This window comes from Streptomyces sp. NPDC058375, assembly GCF_042723425.1.
GTDB lineage: Bacteria > Actinomycetota > Actinomycetes > Streptomycetales > Streptomycetaceae > Streptomyces > Streptomyces durocortorensis.
Genome location: NZ_JBHXJG010000032.1, coordinates 24838 through 43164 on the forward strand (window position 1 = coordinate 24838; position 18327 = coordinate 43164).

At 72.2% G+C, this 18327-nt stretch carries 14 protein-coding genes and 1 pseudogene; 7 read left to right on the forward strand and 8 right to left on the reverse strand.

The window, feature by feature from the left end; all coding sequences use genetic code 11:
* Window positions 1-28 precede the first annotated feature (28 nt).
* Window positions 29-190 (reverse strand): Arc family DNA-binding protein, encoded by a 162-nt coding sequence (locus tag ACFWM7_RS08285; RefSeq protein ID WP_383256585.1) that lies wholly within the window; start codon window positions 188-190, stop codon window positions 29-31.
* A gap of 28 nt (window positions 191-218) precedes the next feature.
* Here ACFWM7_RS08285 and ACFWM7_RS08290 point away from each other — a divergent pair.
* Window positions 219-1441 (forward strand): annotated as a pseudogene (locus ACFWM7_RS08290) (RNA-guided endonuclease InsQ/TnpB family protein).
* Between the two features lie 35 nt (window positions 1442-1476).
* Here the strand turns inward: ACFWM7_RS08290 and ACFWM7_RS08295 are convergent.
* Complete coding sequence (locus ACFWM7_RS08295) at window positions 1477-2586, reverse strand: MFS transporter (protein WP_383256588.1); 1110 nt, start codon at window positions 2584-2586, stop codon at window positions 1477-1479.
* A 274-nt stretch (window positions 2587-2860) separates the two neighbouring features.
* Here ACFWM7_RS08295 and ACFWM7_RS08300 point away from each other — a divergent pair, with 274 nt between their 5' ends.
* Both ACFWM7_RS08300 and ACFWM7_RS08305 read left to right on the forward strand, forming a co-directional pair.
* A complete protein-coding gene (locus ACFWM7_RS08300; protein WP_383256590.1) occupies window positions 2861-3946 on the forward strand; it encodes a P1 family peptidase in 1086 nt (361 codons plus the stop codon).
* A gap of 265 nt (window positions 3947-4211) precedes the next feature.
* On the forward strand, window positions 4212-4967 hold the full coding sequence (locus ACFWM7_RS08305; protein ID WP_383256593.1) for a DUF6227 family protein: 756 nt from the start codon (window positions 4212-4214) through the stop codon (window positions 4965-4967).
* Window positions 4968-5038: 71 nt separating this feature from the next.
* On the opposite strand, the gene ACFWM7_RS08310 is transcribed toward ACFWM7_RS08305, so the two are convergent.
* Entirely contained in the window at window positions 5039-6580 is a 1542-nt protein-coding gene (locus ACFWM7_RS08310; RefSeq protein WP_383256595.1) for an MFS transporter, read from the reverse strand.
* Window positions 6581-6641: 61 nt separating this feature from the next.
* Between ACFWM7_RS08310 and ACFWM7_RS08315 the strand changes: the two genes are divergently transcribed.
* Window positions 6642-7829: a helix-turn-helix transcriptional regulator gene (locus ACFWM7_RS08315; protein ID WP_383256597.1), complete on the forward strand. Its 1188-nt coding sequence runs from the start codon at window positions 6642-6644 to the stop codon at window positions 7827-7829.
* A gap of 64 nt (window positions 7830-7893) precedes the next feature.
* On the opposite strand, the gene ACFWM7_RS08320 is transcribed toward ACFWM7_RS08315, so the two are convergent.
* Window positions 7894-8895 carry an RNA polymerase sigma factor RpoD/SigA gene (locus ACFWM7_RS08320; protein ID WP_383256599.1) on the reverse strand — a complete coding sequence of 334 codons (1002 nt, stop codon included), beginning with the start codon at window positions 8893-8895 and terminating at the stop codon, window positions 7894-7896.
* Between the two features lie 580 nt (window positions 8896-9475).
* Here ACFWM7_RS08320 and ACFWM7_RS08325 point away from each other — a divergent pair.
* A complete protein-coding gene (locus tag ACFWM7_RS08325; RefSeq protein WP_383256603.1) occupies window positions 9476-10606 on the forward strand; it encodes a questin oxidase family protein in 1131 nt (376 codons plus the stop codon).
* 13 nt (window positions 10607-10619) lie between these two features.
* On the opposite strand, the gene ACFWM7_RS08330 is transcribed toward ACFWM7_RS08325, so the two are convergent.
* Window positions 10620-11402, reverse strand: coding sequence for a dioxygenase (locus ACFWM7_RS08330; protein WP_383256606.1), 783 nt, complete (start codon window positions 11400-11402; stop codon window positions 10620-10622).
* 265 nt (window positions 11403-11667) lie between these two features.
* Between ACFWM7_RS08330 and ACFWM7_RS08335 the strand changes: the two genes are divergently transcribed.
* Window positions 11668-12180 carry a MarR family winged helix-turn-helix transcriptional regulator gene (locus ACFWM7_RS08335; protein ID WP_383256609.1) on the forward strand — a complete coding sequence of 171 codons (513 nt, stop codon included), beginning with the start codon at window positions 11668-11670 and terminating at the stop codon, window positions 12178-12180.
* Window positions 12181-12262: 82 nt separating this feature from the next.
* Here ACFWM7_RS08335 and ACFWM7_RS08340 read toward each other — a convergent pair whose 3' ends face one another.
* Both ACFWM7_RS08340 and ACFWM7_RS08345 read right to left on the reverse strand, forming a co-directional pair.
* On the reverse strand, window positions 12263-13786 hold the full coding sequence (locus tag ACFWM7_RS08340; RefSeq protein WP_383256621.1) for an MFS transporter: 1524 nt from the start codon (window positions 13784-13786) through the stop codon (window positions 12263-12265).
* Window positions 13787-14002: 216 nt separating this feature from the next.
* A complete protein-coding gene (locus ACFWM7_RS08345; RefSeq protein ID WP_383256623.1) occupies window positions 14003-14689 on the reverse strand; it encodes a TetR/AcrR family transcriptional regulator in 687 nt (228 codons plus the stop codon).
* Window positions 14690-15073: 384 nt separating this feature from the next.
* Between ACFWM7_RS08345 and ACFWM7_RS08350 the strand changes: the two genes are divergently transcribed.
* Entirely contained in the window at window positions 15074-16351 is a 1278-nt protein-coding gene (locus ACFWM7_RS08350) for a M6 family metalloprotease domain-containing protein (RefSeq protein WP_383256612.1), read from the forward strand.
* Between the two features lie 25 nt (window positions 16352-16376).
* Here the strand turns inward: ACFWM7_RS08350 and ACFWM7_RS08355 are convergent, their stop codons facing one another.
* Window positions 16377-18203, reverse strand: coding sequence for a class I adenylate-forming enzyme family protein (locus ACFWM7_RS08355; RefSeq protein WP_383256615.1), 1827 nt, complete (start codon window positions 18201-18203; stop codon window positions 16377-16379).
* Window positions 18204-18327 lie beyond the last annotated feature (124 nt).

Consider the following 18327-nt stretch of genomic DNA (forward strand, 5'->3'; position numbering starts at 1 on the left):
AAGCTGGGCAGGAGTAGCCGAATCGCACTCAGGCTGATTCGTCGCCTTCCACGACGGCGCGGTAGTCACCCTCGATGCGGTGAAGGATTTCGGAGTTGAGTGACCTCCGGTTCGCCTTGGCCTGTGCCGTGAGCCAGGCATGCAGGTCGGAGGGCAGGCGGAGCGTGATACGGGTTTCTTCATGATTCACACCTCAATCATAGTGGTAAAGTAGTGTCATGACGACACGATGGCAGGCAGGTGAGGAGTCAGGGCACGCCCGGTTCACCTATCGCCTTCGCGTGTCGTCGACCGCACTCACTGGCCTGGGCGCCGAATGGGCGCGCTGCCGGTGGGTGTGGAACGAATGCGTGGCCATGTCCCGCAAGATCCACGATCTGAACAAGGGCGCCGCCGGCAAGATGACGTGCGGTCCGGCGCAGCTCGACAAGATGCTGACCGAGGCCCGCACCTCCATGGGGTGGCTGCGCGAAGGCTCCTCGGTCCCGCAGCAACAGACCATCCGCGACTTCGGCAAGTCCCGCGCCAAAGCCTTGAAGGACATCAAGGCCAAGTTGCCGATGCGCCAACGCGCCGGGATGCCCCGGACCAAGCGCAAGCGCGACGCGTTGCCGTCGCTGAACTACACGCGGCGCGGCTTCCGCCTCAAGGACGGTCGCCTGCACCTCGCCGGCGGCATCGCCTTGACCGCGGTGTGGTCCCGCAGCCTGCCCGCCGATCCCACCTCTGTCCGGGTGTACCGCGACAGCCCCGGCCACTGGTACGCCTCGTTCGTCGTGGGGACGGCCACCCAGCCGCTGCCCGCGACGGGCCGGGCGATCGGTATCGACTGGGGCGTCAAGGAGACCGCCGCCACCACCAGCGACGCCCACGACCTTCCGCACGCCCAGCACGGCAGAAACGCCGCGGCTCGCCTTGCCCGGCACCAGAAGCAAATGGCGAGACGGAAGCCCGCGCGCGGAGAGGCCGCATCGAAGGGCTACCGGGCGGCGGCCCGCGCGGCGGCCAAGGTCCACAAGAAGGTCGCCCGACAGCGCCAGGACACCGGTCGCAAGTGGGCCAGGGCGGTCGTGCGTGACTTCGACCAACTCGCCGTCGAGGACTTCCGCCCCCGGTTCCTCGTGAAGCCGACGATGGCGCGCAAGGCCGCCGATGCCGCGGTCAGCGCGACCAAGACCCCGCTGACCGAGATGGCCCGCAAATACGGCCGTACCCTGCACCTCGTGCACCCGGCCCACACCACGATGGACTGCGCACAGTGCGGTGCGAGAACCAAGCACGCACTTCCCCTCTCCGAACGAACCTACGCTGCACTGCGTGCGGAGCCGTGTCCCCCAGGGACAAGAATTCCGCCCGCGTGATGCTCGTCCGGGCTGGTCTCAACCCGGCTGGTGCTGATGGTGGAAGTCCTCCCGGAGCGCCGCTCCCAGAGGCAGCCTGAGCCAGGAATCCGCCGGCTTCAGCTGGGGGAGGATGTCAATTGAAGCCCTTCTTGACATGGGAGAGGTAGGCGCTGCCGCGCAGCACCCGCTTGCAGCGCGGGCAGTATTCGGCCCAGGCGTCGAAGTCGAGGCGGAGGTCGCGCATGGTGCCGCGCAGGTTCTCGACGTAGGGCCCGGTGTCGATGGGTTCCTCGCAGCGGCGGCAGGCGAACACTTCGTCGTCCTTGCGGCCGGTGTACTTGAACAGCTGCATGCCGACCGCGGCCGGGCGCTGGACGATGTGGAAGAACTTGCCGAACGGGATGTAGATCAGGGTGAAGACCACCGAGACCATGTGCAGGATCGCCAGGAACTGGTAGCCGCCGCCGTGCAGGAAGACCGAGGAGAAGGTGAGCAGCAGGCCCGTCACGGAGATGACGATGAGGGCGATCAGCGGCACCAGGTCGTAGGCGAAGCGCTGGCCGGTGACGGCGCCGCGGTCCTTCATCCGGCGCCACAGGAAGTACGAGGCGCCGGGGATGACGAGGACGGCGGCGATGTCCAGGCCGTGGAACATCAGCCAGCCGAGCACGTTGAGCGAGTCGAAGCCGAGGATCTTGAAGCCCCAGATCCGCATCTCGTAGCCGGGGCCCGAGCCGGTGCCGGAGGTGAAGGTGAACCAGCCCCAGGTGAGCGGGAAGGTGATCAGGGCGGCGAGGATGCAGCCCCAGAAGATCAGCTGATGGGCGGCCCAGCGGGCGTGGGAGCGGGCCCCGAGGAACTTCTGGAAGCCCAGATAGGTGGCGATCATCTTCGGCAGGGCGGTGGGGGCCCGGCGGAAGTTCTCGTACGAGAAGAGGCTGCGCCAGCCCTGTTTGAAGAGGCGTCGGGCGCCAGGGGCGGAGATCCAGACGGTGTACCGGTAGGCGACGCCGAAGGCGAGGAAGACCGTGGCCACGGCGTAGGGGAGGAGGGCCGAGTCGAAGTTGCGGAGCATCCGGCTGCCGAGCACGATCGCGAGGATCAGGAGGACGGAGACAGCCACTCCGGCGAGCGTGGCCCGGGTGGTGACGGACCGGGGGCCGGTCGGTGCGGGGGGCGTGGCCGCAGGGCCTCCGGGGGCGGGGGGCTCGGCTGCTGCGGTGGCTTCTGAGGGCTCGGTCACCCGGCCACCGTAGGACCGTTTGGGCGGATTGAACCCCTTTTAGGGGGTGAGTGGGTGACCGGGTCGCCCGGACAGTCGCAAGGGTCGTCTTGCCCGGACCGGGTCGGTCCGCGCAGAGTCGCCTTGCCCGGGCCGGGTCCGCGCACCCCGCTCGCGTCTGGTCCGCGCGCCCTGCCGGGCGAGGCTCGCGTCCCGCCCCGGGGCGCCGGTACGTTCGAGGCGCATCGGCCCGTGCTCGCCCGCGGGCCGCGAGCCCGACCGGAGGAGCCGCACGATGACCCGCCAGGACAAGGCCCCCGACCTCCCGTCCCTGCTGGACGCGCTGACCGATGTGGCGGGGATCCGGGTCGGCCATGCCGAGGTCACCGGCGTCGGCGCGTTGAGCGGCACGACCGTCGTCCTGGCGCCTGAGGGCGGGGCGGTGGCCGCCGTGGACGTACGGGGCGGAGGGCCGGGCACGCGGGAGACGGACGCGCTGGACCCGCGCAACCTGGTGCAGCGGGTCGACGCCGTGGTCCTCACGGGTGGCAGCGCCTACGGGCTCGACGCCGCGTCCGGCGTGATGGCGTGGCTGGAGGAGCAGGGCCGGGGCGTCCGGGTAGGCGCCGGACCCACCCAGGTGGTGCCGGTCGTCCCGGCCGCCGCCCTCTTCGACCTCGGCCGGGGCGGCGACTGGCGGGCCCGCCCCGACGCGTCGACCGGCCGCGCCGCGGTGGAGGCCGCGGCCGCCACGGGGCCCGGGGAGCCCGTCGCCGAGGGCGGGGTGGGCGCGGGCGCCGGAGCCGTGGCCGGGCAGCTGAAGGGCGGCATCGGCACGGCGAGCGTCCGGCTCGGATCCGGAGTCACCGTGGCCGCGCTCGTCGCGGTGAACGCGGCGGGCTCGGTGGTCGATCCGCGGACCGGCGTGCTGTTCGGGGAGTACGGGGCCGGGGAGCCGCCCGCGTACCCCCCGGCCGAGGTCCACGCGGCGGCGGAGCGGCGTCTCGCGCGGGAGCGGGAAGCGGCGGAGGCGGCCGGGGGCGGGGTTCCGCCGTTCAACACGACGATCGCGGTCGTCGCCACGGACGCGGACCTGACCCGGGCGCAGGCCCAGAAGCTGGCGGGCACCGCCCACGACGGCCTGGCGCGCGCGGTGCGCCCGGTCCACCTGCTGACCGACGGGGACACCGTGTTCACGCTGGCCACCGGGCAGGCGCCGGTGCCGCCCGGGGATCCGGTCGCCGTCAACGAGATCCTGGCGGCGGGCGCCGACGTCCTGGCGCGGGCCATCGTGAAGGCGGTCCGCGCGGCCCGGAGCAGCGCGGGGCCGGGCGGCACGCTCCTGTCGTACACGGAGCTGTACGGAGACGGGGAGGAGTGATCGCGAGCATCGCCGGCGCGGACATGAGGGCGGGCCCGAACGGCAGGACCCAGGGGGGCGCGCGGCGCGGGCGAAGGGCGCGCGGGCGGTCGACTTACCGTCCGCGCAAGGGAGTTCACCCCAACCGCCCGAAATGCACCGGGAACAGGCGGGGAACTTTCTGCGTGCGCCCTACGTTTTTACCAACCCCGGTCACGATGTCGGACCCAGGGACTACGTTAAGCACGCATCAAGTGACACGCGGCGACGGCCTGGAGACACCACCTTGAGCGATCCGTACGAGACAACCGAGCACCACCTCGACCGACTCCTGCGACGCGCCCTGAACTCCTTCGACCTCCCCGACAGCACGGTCGACCGTCTCGGCACCGCGCTCGCCCACAGCAGTTCGCTGCACTCCTCGCACCACAGCTCCGTACTGCACCGCGAGACCTACCGTCACACGTATCTCCTCGCCGACGGCTCCGCCCTCACCCTGTGGGAGCTGGTGCAAAGCGGAGGCCGGGACGTGCGGGCCCCGCGCCGGCACGAGCTGTACGACGACGAGGGCGACGCCCGCATCGCCGCGTCCCGGCTCGCCGGGAGCCTCTGCGACTCCCCGGCCTTCGGCGACGAGGGGATGCGGGAGGCGCAGGGGGAACTGGAGATGCTGACGGTCCTGATGTCCGCCCCGCCGACCCCGCTCCCCCGGACGTACGCCCCCGACAACTCCGCGGACCACGCCCGCCGGGTACTGCGCCGCGCGGAGAACGACGACCGGCCGGGCGAGCGGAAGGCGCGGCTGCTCCGGTCCGCCTTCGCCCACCACATCACCCAGATCTTCGGGCGTCAGTGCCACGTCGACGGCCGGCCCGCCGGGTTCACGCTCTACGAGCACGCGTTCCTGCTGCTGGACGGCAGCGAGACGAGCCTGTGGGAGGTCGAGCACACGGCGACGCCGGACGGCCGCCACATGTGCGAGGTGTACGAGGACGAGCACACTGCCCGCGCGGCGATGGAGAGCCGCACCCGGATCTGCTGACCCGGCCCGATCCCCCTGCCGTGCCGGTCAGTTCGCGCTGCCGTGCCGGTCAGTTCGCGCTGCCGTGCCGGTCAGTTCGCGTCGCCCTCCACGTGGGCGCGCGGCCGGGCGGGCAGGGCGAACATCACCAGGAAGATCACCGAGAGCACCCCGACCACCCACCACAGCGACTGCTGGAACGCGTCGACGAACGCCGGGCCGACCGCCTCCGGAACCGTCCGGTCGCCGACCGCGCCGAAGAAGACGACGGACACCAGACCGAGGCCGAGCGCCGTCCCCATCTGCTGCACGGTGTTGATCAGGCCGGACGCCGAACCGGCATGCTCCTTGGGTACTTCGGAGAGCACCGCGTCCGTCAGCGGAGCCACGATCAGCCCCATCCCGACGCCCATGACCACCAGCGGGACGGCCATCTGCCAGGACGTGATGCCCATGCCGTATTGCTCGCTCTCCCAGAGGTAAATCAGCAGCCCGGCGATCATGAGAAGCGCTCCGGCCTGGAGGACCTTGCGGCCGAAGCGGGGCACCAGCTTCTGCACGGAGATTCCGGCGGCCACCGAGACGGCTACGGAGAACGGGATGCCCGTCGTGCCGGCGCGCAGCACGCTCCAGCCGAGGCCCGTCTGCATGTAGAGGGTCCAGACCAGGAAGAAGATGCCGAGGCCGATGCCGAAGGTCAGCTGCACGGCGATGCCTGCGGCGAAGCTCTTCACCCGGAACAGGGACAGCTCGATCAGCGGCGAGCCGTCGGTCAGCGCCTTCCGCCGCTGGTGGGCGACCAGCGCCGCGAAGACGAACAGGCTGCCCACCATGGACAGATGGCCCCAGAGCGGCCAGTCCAGCTCGTGCCCCCGGGTGAGCGGGTAGATGAGCATCAGCATGGCCAGGGTGATCAGGGCGACGCCGGGCAGGTCGAGACGGACCGCCTTGGGGGCCTTGGACTCGGTGATGAACTTCGCGCCGAGGATCAGCCCGGCGATGCCGACGGGCAGGTTGATCAAGAAGATCGGCCGCCAGCCGAGCCCGAAGAGGTCCCACTCGGTGAGCAGGGCGCCCAGCAGCGGACCGGAGACCGCGCCGAGCCCGACGACCGCGCCGAAGAGGCCGAAGACCTTGCCGCGCTCGTGGGCCGGGAAGGTGGCGTGCACGATCGAGAGGACCTGGGGCACCATCAGGGCCGCCGTCGCGCCCTGGAGGATGCGGGCGGCGACCAGGATGTCGGGGCCGGGCGCGAAGCCGCACAGAGCCGAGGCGAGCGTGAACCCGCCGATCCCGATGAGGAACAGCCGCTTGCGCCCGTAGATGTCGCCGAGCCGGCCGCCCGTGATCAGCCCGGCGGCGAACGCGAGCGCGTAACCGGCGGTGATCCACTGGATCGCGGAGACGGAGGCCCCGGTCTCGCGCGTGATGCTGGGGATCGCGATGTTGACGATCGTGACGTCGACCAGGTCCATGAACGCCGCGGTCATCACGATGGCGAGCGCGAACCAGCGACGCCGGTCGGCCGGGGCGGGCGCGGGCGCGGCCGGTGTCTTCACCGGGGCGGGCGGTACGGGCGGGGCGGACGGTGCGAGGTGCGCCGCCGTGGGAGGCGGGGGTGCGGAAGAAGGCATGGGAGGAACCTAGGCAGCCATTAGGTCAGATCATGACCTGATGGTTCGGCATCCTGGGGCCATGTCCGACACCCCCGCACGCCTGCTGAAACTGCTGTCGCTCCTCCAGGCCCCCCGCGAGTGGCCGGGCGGTGAGCTGGCCGAGCGGCTCCACGTCAGCCCGCGCACGATCCGCCGGGATATCGACCGGCTGCGCGACCTCGGCTACCCGGTCGAGGCCTCGCGCGGCTCGGTGGGCGGCTATCGGCTAGTGGCGGGCGCCGCCATGCCGCCGCTCCTGCTGGACGACGAGGAGGCGGTGGCCATCGCGGTCGGGCTGCGGGCCGGGGCGGGGCACGCGATCGAGGGCGTCGACGAGGCCTCCGTACGAGCGCTGGCGAAGCTGGAACAGGTGCTCCCTTCCCGGCTGCGGCACCGGGTCTCCGTGCTCCAGAACGCCACGGTGCCGCTGACCCGGGGCGACGGCGCCACCATCGACCCGCGGACCCTGACGACGCTGGCCTCGGCGGCCACCGGGCGGGAGCGGCTGAGGTTCACGTACCGCAGCGGCGACGGCGCCCGGACGAAGCGGCAGGTCGAGCCGTACCGGCTGGTGAGCACCGGGCAGCGCTGGTACCTGGTGGCGTACGACATCGGCCGGGAGGACTGGCGTACGTTCCGGGTCGACCGGGTCGGCGAGCCGTACGCGACGGGGGCGCGGTTCACGCCGAGACCGCTGCCGGTCGAGGGCGCGGGGCGCGGCGGCGAGGGCGCGGGGCGTGATGCGGAGAGCGGCGGCAGCGGCGGGGACGCGGCGAGGTTCCTGGCGCGGTCGATCCGGCGGATGCAGCCGGAGCTGCTCCTCGATGTGTGGTTCGGGGCGCCGGCGGAGTTCGTGGCGGCGCGGCTGCCCGGGATCCTCGGCGCGCCCGTGCCGGACGGGGAGGGCGGCTGCCGGCTGCGGGCCTCGTGCGCCGATTCGCTGGAGTGGGTGGCGCTGCGGCTGGCGCTGGTGGACTGCGAGTTCTCCGTACACGGGCCGCCGCAGCTGGTGGCGTACCTGGAGACCCTCGGCGCCCGGCTGACCCGTGCCGCCCGCCCCGGCCAGGGCGAGGGGCCGGAGAGCGAGGGGCCGGAGGGCGAGGGGCCGGAGGGCGAGGGGCCGGAGGGGGCCGGCTCGCGGGCTCCCCTGAACAGGGGTGAGCCCCGACGCCGGGGGGGGTGGGCGCCGGGGCTCAGCTCAGGGACCGGTGAAAAACCGGTCGGGTGACCGGAATGACCCGGTCGGTCGGCCGGTGCGAACCGGCTTGATGGGGAGATTACGGGTTATTGGCTCACGCCGCAGCGTCAAAGCCCGTGTCGTGAGCCATCCGCTTCAATTCGAGCAGTGCGTGCTTCTCTATCTGGCGGATCCGCTCCCGCGTGAGGCCGTGCTGCTTGCCCACTTCGGTCAGGGTCCGCTCGCGCCCGTCCTCGATGCCGTACCGCATCTTGATGATCGAGGCGGTCCTGTTGTCGAGCTTGCCGATCAGGTCCTCCAGCTCCTCACTGCGGAGCAGGGTCATCACCGACTGCTCGGGCGAGACGGCGGAGGTGTCCTCCAGCAGGTCGCCGAACTGGGTGTCGCCGTCGTCGTCCACGGACATGTTGAGGCTGACCGGGTCGCGGGCCCAGTCCAGGACGTTGCCGACGCGCTCGGCGTTGGAGTCGAGCTCGGCGGCGATCTCCGCGTGCTCCGGGTCGCGCCCGTGCTCGCGGTTGAACTCGCGCTGGACGCGGCGGATCCGGCCGAGCTCCTCCACCAGGTGGACGGGAAGCCGGATCGTGCGGGACTGGTCGGCGATGGACCGGGTGATGGCCTGCCGGATCCACCAGGTCGCGTACGTGGAGAACTTGAAGCCCTTGGCGTAGTCGAACTTCTCGACCGCGCGCACCAGGCCCGCGTTGCCCTCCTGGATCAGGTCGAGCAGGGGGAGTCCCGCGCGCGGGTAGCGGCGGGCCACGGCCACGACGAGCCGGAGGTTGGAACGGATGAATATGTCCTTGGCGCGCTCGCCCTCGGCGACCAGCGCCTCCAGCTCCTCACGCTTCGCGTCACCGGCGGCGCTTTCCACCTCGCCGTCGAGGATCTGCTGGGCGTAGACGCCCGCCTCGATGGTCTGCGAGAGGTCGACTTCCTTGGCGGCGTCGAGCAGCGGTGTGCGGGCGATCTCGTCCAGGTACATGCCGACCAGGTCGCGATCGGCGATCTCCCCGCCCACGGCGCGAACACTGCTTGCCCGGTCGGTCCCACCGGAGGCGGCGGACGTACGACGGGCGACGGCACGGGTTGCCATGCGAGCTCCCTTGCTGAGTAGGTCGCGACACCCTTTCGGGTGCCCTGCATCCGATGGAAACAACGACTGGAATCCGGACAGAATTCCCATGCGGCACATTCATTTTCGTGATCATGCAGTACCCTGTCCGGCTCGAACCGCTGGACGTCGCTCCCGGATTCCGCCGGACGCGCAGGTCAGAGCCGGTGCCGGGGGCGATCGGACCCCTTTCCGGCTCTCCGGCCGGGTACCCGGAATCGGCGCGCCTATGAGACCGCGGTCATCCACGCGCCCCTCTCCTCCCCCGACCGGCCGACCGACCGACCGGCCCCGGCCCACCGGCCCACCGGCCCACCGCCCGGAGGGCCGTGCTCCCGCTCCGGAAGACGGATTGGGTGGCGTTCGGGTTGCTCAGCGCCGCTCGGGGCGCCCGCGATGTGCCGGGCCGGAGACCGCAGGGCCCGGGAGCCGGCACTTGGGACCTAGGGCCACCGCCCGATCCGGCCGGTAACCGCGGGCCGGCGGTCCGGGGCCCCGGACCGAGGCCGGCCGGGGCCGCAGCCCGATCCGCTCCGGCCCGCGCGTGCCTAGCGTGATCGGCATGGACGACACCACGGGCACCCTCGACGAAGCACTGGAGCGCATCCACCTCTCGGGGCCGGAGCGCGACGGCTGGCTCAGCAATCACGCGCCGATGGCCGTGGAGGCCTTGGTCCGGCACGGCCGGGCGGCGGCCGTACACCGCTGGCTGGACCGTTACGGCCCGAAGCTGGAGGAGATGCCGGTCGGCACCGGCACCCCCGTGACCGTGCGGAACTGGCACGAGGCGCTGGGCGACCCGCGCCGCGTCGCCGACTGGACGGTGTACTTCGAGCGGGAGACGGCCGAGCGTCCCTGGCGTGACGTCCTCGTCGAGTGGTGGCCCCGGCTGCTGCCGGGCATCGCGGCGGGCGCCACGCATCCGGTGATCCGGGTGGGCCACTCCGTACGGACCCTGCTGGCGGGCGAGGAGAGTGCCCCGCGCGTCCGGGAGCTGGCCCACGCCCTCGGCTACTGGGCCGCCCGGCATCAGCCGCTCCCCGCCCTGACCTCGCTCGGCCCGGCCCCGAGCGCGGCGGCGGCGCTGGACCGGGTGCCACTGGTGCCCGAGCAGAGCGGCGGCATCCGGGACCGGTTCGCGCAGCTGACCGCCTTCCCGGACTGGCCGGGACCGCTTCCCGGGCAAGAGCCGGGGCGGCTTGCCGAGCAAGGACCGGGGCAGGGCTCCGCCTCCGCGCCGGCCCGGGAACCCGCCCCGGCCCGGGAACCCGCCCCGGCCCGGGAGACCGCGTCCGCCGAGGCGGCCCGGTCCGCGCTCCGGGAGCTGGTGCGGGCCTCCACGCACCGGTACGCGACCCACGCGCACGGCGCGCCGATCATGCTGGTCCACGCGGCGACCGCGCCCAACGCGGTCCTGCGCACCCTGCCCGCCCTGCCCGGCGAGCTGTGGGCGCCCAGCCTGCGGGCCGCCTGGGCGGCGAGCGCGGCGGTCACCGCCGCCTACGCGCCCCGGGACGCGGCCCCGGCCCCTGCGGGGGCCACGGATGCGACGAACGCCTCGGAGCTGTTCGCCCGGGCGGCGGCACACGGGGACGACCACACCATCAAGTTCACCGACACGGCTCTGGATGTGGGCGACGCGCTCGCGTTCTCCGCCGCCCGGCGCGCGATCGAGCTGAACCCGCCGGTGTAGGGGGTCTCGCCCCTCAGCCGAACTGCACCGAGCGCTTCGCCAGCCCCATCCAGAAGCCGTCGATGACGCTCCGCCCCCGGTCCAGCTCGCCCTCCGCCGCGCCCAGCGTCACGAACAGCGGTGCGAAGTGCTCGGTGCGGGGGTGGGCCAGCTTCCCGGCCGGGGACGTGTGCTCGAAGTCGATCAGCGCGTCGATGTCCTGGGCCCGCAGCGCGCGGTCGCCCCAGTCGTCGAACTCCGCCGACCAGCCGGGAACCCCGCCGCCGGTGTGCCGCAGCGCGGCCAGGTTGTGGGTGAAGAAGCCGCTGCCGACGATGAGCACGCCCTCGTCGCGCAGGGGGGCGAGCTTGCGTCCGACGTCCATCAGCTTCTGCGGGTCGAGGGTGGGCAGGGAGATCTGCAGTACGGGGATGTCGGCGTCGGGGAACATCTCCACCAGCGGTACGTACGCGCCGTGGTCGAGGCCCCGGTCCGGGATGTCCTGGACCGACGTACCGGCGCCGCGCAGCAGCTTGCGGACGCTGTCGGCGAGCCCCGGCGCGCCGGGGGCTCCGTACCGCACCGCGTAGTAGTGCTCAGGGAAGCCCCAGAAGTCGTACACGAGCGGCATCGTCTCGGTGGCTCCCAGCGCGAGCGGGGCCTCCTCCCAGTGGGCGGAGACCATGAGGATCGCGCGGGGGCGGGGCAGACCCGCGGACCAGGCGGCGAGTTCGCCGGGCCAGACGGGGTCGTCGGCCAGCGGCGGCGCGCCGTGCGAGAGGTAGAGGGCGGGCATGCGCTCCGCGGTGGCTGTCATGGCACTCCCCATCCACTGGACGCGGAACTCGGGGCGCCGGGCACCGCGTTGGATGCACAGGGCACTGGTTCCGGTCACGAGTTCGTCAGAGCAGGAATTCCCCGAGGTCATCCGGGGGATCGTTGTTCAGGGGTCCTGCGGGACTCTGCGGGAATTCCTTCGGATCCCCTGCGGGGCCTCCTGGGGCAGGCTTCTTGAATCTTCAAGTTCCTAGCTGTGGAGACCTTAGCTCTATCTAGTTAAACTTTCAAGAAAAGGTCGTACAGTGGAGTCCATGACCACGGCATCCACCAGCGCACCGCGTTGGCTCACCGACGAGGAGCAGCGCGTCTGGCGCGCCTATCTGCATGCCACCACGCTGCTGGAGGATCACTTCGACCGCCAGTTGCAGCGCGATGCCGGTATGCCGCACACCTATTACGGGCTGCTCGTCCAGCTCTCCCAGGCCCCCCGCCGCCGGATGCGGATGACGGAGCTGGCCCGGAACGCGAAGATCACCCGTTCCCGGCTCTCGCACGCCATCGCCCGGCTGGAGAAGAACGGCTGGGTGCGCCGCGAGGACTGCCCCTCCGACAAACGCGGCCAGAACGCGGTGCTCACCGAGGACGGCCTCGACATGCTGCGCCGGTCGGCTCCGGGCCATGTGGAGGCCGTACGGCAGGCGATGTTCGACCGGCTCACGCCCGAGCAGGTGAGCAGCCTCGGGGAGATCATGCGGACGCTCGCCACCGGTCTGGAACCGGAGGGCACGGACGCGGATCTGCCCTGGCTCCGCTGAGCGGAACCAGGGCAGAAGGGCAGATCAGGGGCCGGCCCTCGTCAAGGGCCGGCCGCCGTCGAGGGACGGCCGGTGACGGTCGTCAGTGGGCGACCACCGGGATCTTGAACTCCTCCTCGGCACCCGCCTCGGACGCGCTCTCCGTGCCGCCCGACCCCGTTCCGGGGCGGCCGGTGTTGATGAGGGCGATCGCGATGGCGGCCGCGGCGACGAGGATGCCGACCGCCCACCAGATCGCGGCGGCGAAACCGCTGACCATGGCCTGGAGCTGCAGGAGCTGCGGGTCCGTGGCGCCGGCCGCGTGATCGGCGACGTACGCGGTGGTGGCGCTCGCGGCGATGGTGTTCAGCAGAGCCGTGCCGATGGCGCCGCCGACCTGCTGCGAGGTGTTGACCATCGCGGAGGCCACTCCGGCGTCACGCGGCTCGATACCGTGCGTGGCCAGGGACATCGCCGGCATGAACGCCGTACCCATGCCGAGGCCGAGCAGCAGCATGCCGGGCAGGATGACGGCCGCGTAACTGGTGTTCAGGTCCAGCTGGGTCAGGAACAGCATGCCGACCGCGGCGACCAGGAAGCCGGGCCCCATCAGCAGGCGCGGCGGAACCCGGGTCATCAGCCGGGTGCCGATCTGGGTGGAGCCGGTGATCATGCCCACGATCATGGGCATGAACGCGAAGCCGGTCTTGACCGGGGAGTAGCCCTTCACGACCTGGAGGTAGTAGGTCAGGAAGAGGAACAGCCCGAACATCGCGATGATGGCGAGCCCCAGCGAGAGGTAGACCCCGCCGCGGTTGCGCTCGGTGAGGACGCGCAGCGGCAGCAGCGGCGACTTCACGCGCGCCTCGGTGAGGACGAAGGCGATCAGCAGCGCGGCGGCGGCGATGAACATGGAGACGGTGAGCCCGTCCGACCAGCCGGCCGACTCGGCGCGGGTGAAGCCGTAGACGAGGGCGACCAGGCCGAGCGTGGAGAGCACGACGCCGGGGATGTCCAGCGGTGCGCGGTTGCGGGCGCCGGAGGGCTCGCGGATGACGAAGTACGCGCCTGCGGCGGCGACGACGGCGAACGGGATGTTGACGAAGAACGTCCAGCGCCAGTTGAGGTACTCGGTGAGGAAGCCGCCGAGGATCAGCCCGACCGCGCCACCGCCACCGGCGATGGCCCCGTAGATGCCGAAGGCCTTGGCGCGCTCCTTGGCGTCGGTGAACATCACGGCGAGCAGGGAGAGCGCGGCCGGGGCGAGCAGGGCGCCGAAGACACCCTGGAGGGCCCGGGAGCCGAACATCATCGCCTCGTTCTGGGCGGCCCCGCCGAGCGCGGAGGCCAGCGCGAAGCCGATCAGGCCGACGACGAAGGTGCGCTTGCGCCCCCAGAGGTCGGCGATCCGGCCGCCGAAGAGGAGGAGACCGCCGAAGGCGAGGGCGTAGGCGGTGATGACCCACTGCTTGTTGCCGTCGGAGATGCCGAGGTCGGTCTGGGCGGAGGGCAGCGCGATGTTCACGATGGTCGCGTCGAGGACGACCATGAGCTGGGCGAGCGCGATGAAGGCGAGGGCTTTCCAGCGGCTCGGATCGGGAAGGGCGGTGTCGGCCAGGCGTGGCATGCCGGACGTTTTTGACATGGGTGTAGCCACCTAAGGACGTGAAAGGGCGCCGAGGCGTCGCGAAGTGGGCGTCGGCGGTACGTGCTCTGGCGTACGCGCGACGGTGACGTGGGCCGCCCGCGCGTGACAGGGACGTACGGGCCGGTGTTCGGGTGGGGCGGGACGATGAGGCCGATGGAGTCGGCGGGTCCGGGAAGGTTCAGGTCGGTGCGGGCGTCAGGGGCGCCGCAGATCCTCCAAGGTCGCCGCCGAGCCGGGCAGTTCGGAGCGGGCCGGGGTCTCCAGGCCGTCCAGGAACAACTGCAGATGGCGGTGGGTGAACCGGTCGATGCCCTGGCAGGCGATGCCGGGGAGCGGCCGGGTGAGCTGGGAGAGGGCGACGAGTACGTCACCGACGGCGATGTCGGTGCGCAGCCGCCCCGCGGACTGGGCGCGCGCCACGAGGCCTTCGACGGCCTCTTCGAGGCGCCGACGCTCGGCGAGCAGGTCGGGGTGGTCCTTGTCGAAGACGCCGGAGAGCATCGGACACAGGGCGCCGATGCGTTCGTCGGCGGCCGCGTGCACGAAGCGGCTGAGCGCGGCGAAGGGGTCGGACTCCGCGGCGACGGCCTCCTCGGCCCGCAGGGTGGTGCGGGAGGTGACCGCGAGGACGACCTCATGGGTGAGGGCGGCGCGGTCGGGGAAGTTGCGGTAGAGCGTGGCGTTGCCGACACCCGCGCGGCGGGCGACGTCGTCCAGCGGCACATCCGGGCCGAACTCGACGAACAGCTCGCGTGCGGCCGCGATGATCCGCTCGCGGTTGCGCAGCGCGTCGGCCCGGGGGCGGGGCGCACGGCACGGTGCCGCCGGTGCGGTGCCCTTCCCGGCGACGGCCTCCGCGGCCTTTCCGGTGACGGGCCGCACCGCGTTACCGGTGACGGCCTCTGCAACCTTCCCGGTGACGGGCTGCACCGCGTTACGGGTGACGGCCTCCGCGGCCGACCCCGTGACGGGCTGCACCGCGCTCTCGGCGACGGTCTCCACTGCGGCCCTCCCCCTTCCCTGCGTGTAGTCGGTCGACCCCCGTTCGTAACCGGGGATCGTTTCCCCGTTTAGCGGGGACAGGTATGCAAACGGGGAAAGGATCCCCGCTTATTTCCCACTCCCTTGTGGCCTGAGTCACATCATTTCGGAGGAAAACCCTCCGATCGGCGCACCCAGCGAGCGGCCCCGGACCACCCGGCAGAGGCTGATCGCCAGAGCGCAGTCAGGGGTCGGCCGGCTGCCGCGGACCCCGAAGGCGCCTCTATGCAGCAGCCCCGCCACCGGATACGCAGACACCGCCGCCCGGTCGCCCTGGCCGGAGCGACCGCGCTGGTCGTAGCGGCCATGGCCTCGGCCAGCACCACACTCCACTCCGGCGGCCGCGCCTCGGCCGGGCCGGCGGCCACCGCCCAGGACTCCGCACTCGCCCCGTGCCGGATCTCGGCGACCATGGGCGTACAGATGTCCGAGGGGCTGCCGACCCCGCCCGGCTACTCCCGGTCTACCGGCGAGATCAGGGCGCTCAACCTGATGATCGACTTCCCGGACGCGGAGGGGACGGAACCCGCGACGGACCGGTACGCGGAGTTCTTCCCGCAGACCTCCGAGTGGTTCAGGACCAGCTCCTACGGCCGGCTCGTCTACCGGGCCGAGGTCCCCGTCAAGGACTGGCTGCGGATGCCAATGCCCTTCACGGAGTACGGGATAGAGCGCGGCTCACCGTTCGAGCCGGGCTACCACCAGCTGGTGAAGGACATCGTCGCGGCCGCCGACCCCCGGGTCGACTTCTCCGCGTACGACCTGGTGAACGTGCTGGTCAGCCCGAACGCCGGCCCCTCCGCGCTGGACACCGTGCTCTCGGTGACCTTCTCCGGGAACGACGAGGCCCCGGAGGCGGACGGCGTACCGCTCTCCAACACGTCCTTCGTCTACAGCCGCCAGGACGACGGATCGGGGTCATACGCCGAGACCGGCTACCGCGTCCTGCCGCACGAGAACGGCCATGTCTTCGGGCTGCCCGACCTCTACACGATGGAGGGCGGCGGCTCGGTCGGGCACTGGGACATCATGTCCGAGGACTGGGGGGCCAACAACGACTTCCTGGCCTGGCACAAGTGGAAGCTGGGCTGGCTCGACAACGAGCAGGTCAGCTGCGCGTCGAAGGCGGGCGTCAGCGAGCACACGCTCGGCCCGCTGGCCACCGAGGGCGGCACCAAGCTGGCCTTCGTCCCGCTGAGCGCCCAGTCCGGCTACGCCGTGGAGGTCCGCACGGCGGCGGGCAACGACGAGGCGGTCTGCCGGCCCGGCGTGCTGATCTACAAGGTCAGCTCCGACGTGGACACCGGCCAGGGACCGGTGTCCGTCGCCGACGCAACGGAGGACAGCGGCGGCTGCACCCGGCGCCCCAACGTGCACGCGGAGCTGTCGGACGCCCCGTTCCGCCCCGGCCAGACCTTCACCGACCGGGCCAACGGCGTACGGATATCCGTGCTGGACGAGGACGACGACGGCAACTACCGGGTGCGGGTCACGCGCCCTTGAGGGGTGCGGCCGCGGCGGGTGCCGGTCACGCTCCCGTGAGGGGTGCGGCCTCTTCCAGCCGGATCCGGATCTGGTGCTTGAGGAGCTTCCCGGTGGCGTTGCGCGGGAGCGGCTCGTCGGTGAACAGGACCCGCGCGGGCACCTTGAAGGCGGCCAGCCTCCCGCCGACGTGTTCGCGCAGAGCCTCGGCGGTGACTTCGGCTCCGGCCTCGGCCCCGGCTTTGGCGTCGGCTCCGGCCCCGGCTTTGGCTCCGGCTTTGCCGCCGGCGCGTAGTCGGACGACGGCCGCCACCTCCTCCCCCAGCACCGGGTGCGGGATGCCGAGGACGGCGGCGTCGGCCACGTCGGGGTGGTCGTGCAGGACACCCTCGACCTCGACGCAGTACACGTTCTCGCCGCCCCGGATCACCACGTCCTTGATCCGGTCGACGACGGAGACCCGCCCCTCGCGGCGTACGGCGAGGTCCCCCGTACGGAACCAGCCGCCCTCGCCGAATGCCTCCTCGGTCGCCGCCGCGTCGCGCCAGTAGCCGCGGAACAGCGACTGGCCGCGCAGCCACAGCTCCCCCGGCTCCCCGTCGGGCAGCTCCTCGCCGGACGGCCCGGCGATCCGTACCTCGGTGACGGGGGTGGGCCGTCCCGCGCCGCCGGGCTCGGCGCGGTAGTCGTCGCCGAAGTGCGCGAGGACGCCGCCGCTGGTCTCGGTGAGGCCGTAGCCGTTGCGGGGCTCGACGCGCTTCCCGTACCGGGCGGTGAGGCGGGTGACCAGGGCGGGCGGGGCGGGCGCTCCCCCGGTGCTGAACAGCGTGAGGCTCTCCAGCCCGTCTCCCGCCCGCTCCGCGGCCTCCAGCAGTTGGAGGCCGGTGGCGGGAACCCCGGCGAAGTGCGTGACGCGGTGCGTACGGATCAGCCGCAGTGCCTCGTCCGCGTCCCACTTGTGCATCAGGACGAGGGTGCCGCCGGCGGCCATCGCACCGTAGAAGCCGGTGAACGCGGCGACGTGGAAGAACGGGAACGTCATCAGGGAGACGGGGGCGGACCCCTGCCCCGGGATGACTCCGCGCGCCAGTGCGGAGGCCGCCGCGTGGTAGCGGGGGTTGAGGGCGGCCGCGGCCTGGGCGAGCTGGGTGGCCACCGCACCCTTGGGGCGGCCGGTGGTGCCGGAGGTGTAGAGGATCGTGGCGTCGTCCTCGGGCCGGGGCTCCACGTCGGGCGGCGCGGCCAGCGGATCGGGCGCGGGGAACTCCTCGTACCGCTCGACGCGCAGGCCCTCCGCCGTGCACCCCGCACCGTGGAAGAGGACGACGCGCGTCCCGGTCCGCCGGGCCCAGTCGGCGACCCGCCCCAGCCGCTCCCCGTCCACGAGGAGCACGGCGGGCTCGCAGTCATCGAGCGCGTGGCCGAACTCCCCCTCGGTCCACCAGGCGTTGAGGGGTACGGCGACGAGACCGGCCAACTGGGCGGCCCAGAAGGCGATCTGCCACTCGGGATGGTTCCGCATCGCGATCACGGCCCGGTCGCCGGAGCGCAGCCCGCACCGCTCCCGCAGGCGTACGGCGAGGGCGGAGGCGGCGGAGAAGAACTCCCCGTAGGAGTACGTCCGTTCCCCCGCGATCAGGAACGGCGCGTCCCCGTAGGCCCAGGTGGTCTCCACGAACTCCCGCAGCGTACGGGGCCCGTCCGCGTACTCCGGCGTCCCCCGCTCGCCGACGACCACGGCGAAGGGCGCGCCGGGCGCGGTGAGGGAGGCCTCGACGCGCGCGGCACGCCGGGCGCGTTCCGCTCGGGCCGCGGCGTCTTCGGGGCCCGGATGCGGGAGCGGGGGCGGGGACGGGTGGGTGTGGTGCGGCACGGACGGCCTCTCTCGCGCTGACGCTGGCTGCTACGCGAGACGCTATGCGGGCGGGGCGGGAGCCGCCAGGGCCACCGGTGCACGCGCGGCCGCCTCCCCGTGCCGCCGTCTTCCCGTGCCGGAG

What these genes read in the sequence shown, in the direction of transcription:
- ACFWM7_RS08300 (WP_383256590.1), top strand. Translation starts at nt 2,861, where the DNA reads ATGACCCGCCAGGACAAGGCCCCCGACCTCCCGTCCCTGCTGGACGCG.
- ACFWM7_RS08310 (WP_383256595.1), bottom strand. Translation starts at nt 6,580, where the DNA reads ATGCCTTCTTCCGCACCCCCGCCTCCCACGGCGGCGCACCTCGCACCG.
- ACFWM7_RS08315 (WP_383256597.1), top strand. Translation starts at nt 6,642, where the DNA reads ATGTCCGACACCCCCGCACGCCTGCTGAAACTGCTGTCGCTCCTCCAG.
- ACFWM7_RS08320 (WP_383256599.1), bottom strand. Translation starts at nt 8,895, where the DNA reads ATGGCAACCCGTGCCGTCGCCCGTCGTACGTCCGCCGCCTCCGGTGGG.
- ACFWM7_RS08325 (WP_383256603.1), top strand. Translation starts at nt 9,476, where the DNA reads ATGGACGACACCACGGGCACCCTCGACGAAGCACTGGAGCGCATCCAC.
- ACFWM7_RS08330 (WP_383256606.1), bottom strand. Translation starts at nt 11,402, where the DNA reads ATGACAGCCACCGCGGAGCGCATGCCCGCCCTCTACCTCTCGCACGGC.
- ACFWM7_RS08340 (WP_383256621.1), bottom strand. Translation starts at nt 13,786, where the DNA reads ATGCCACGCCTGGCCGACACCGCCCTTCCCGATCCGAGCCGCTGGAAA.
- ACFWM7_RS08350 (WP_383256612.1), top strand. Translation starts at nt 15,074, where the DNA reads ATGCAGCAGCCCCGCCACCGGATACGCAGACACCGCCGCCCGGTCGCC.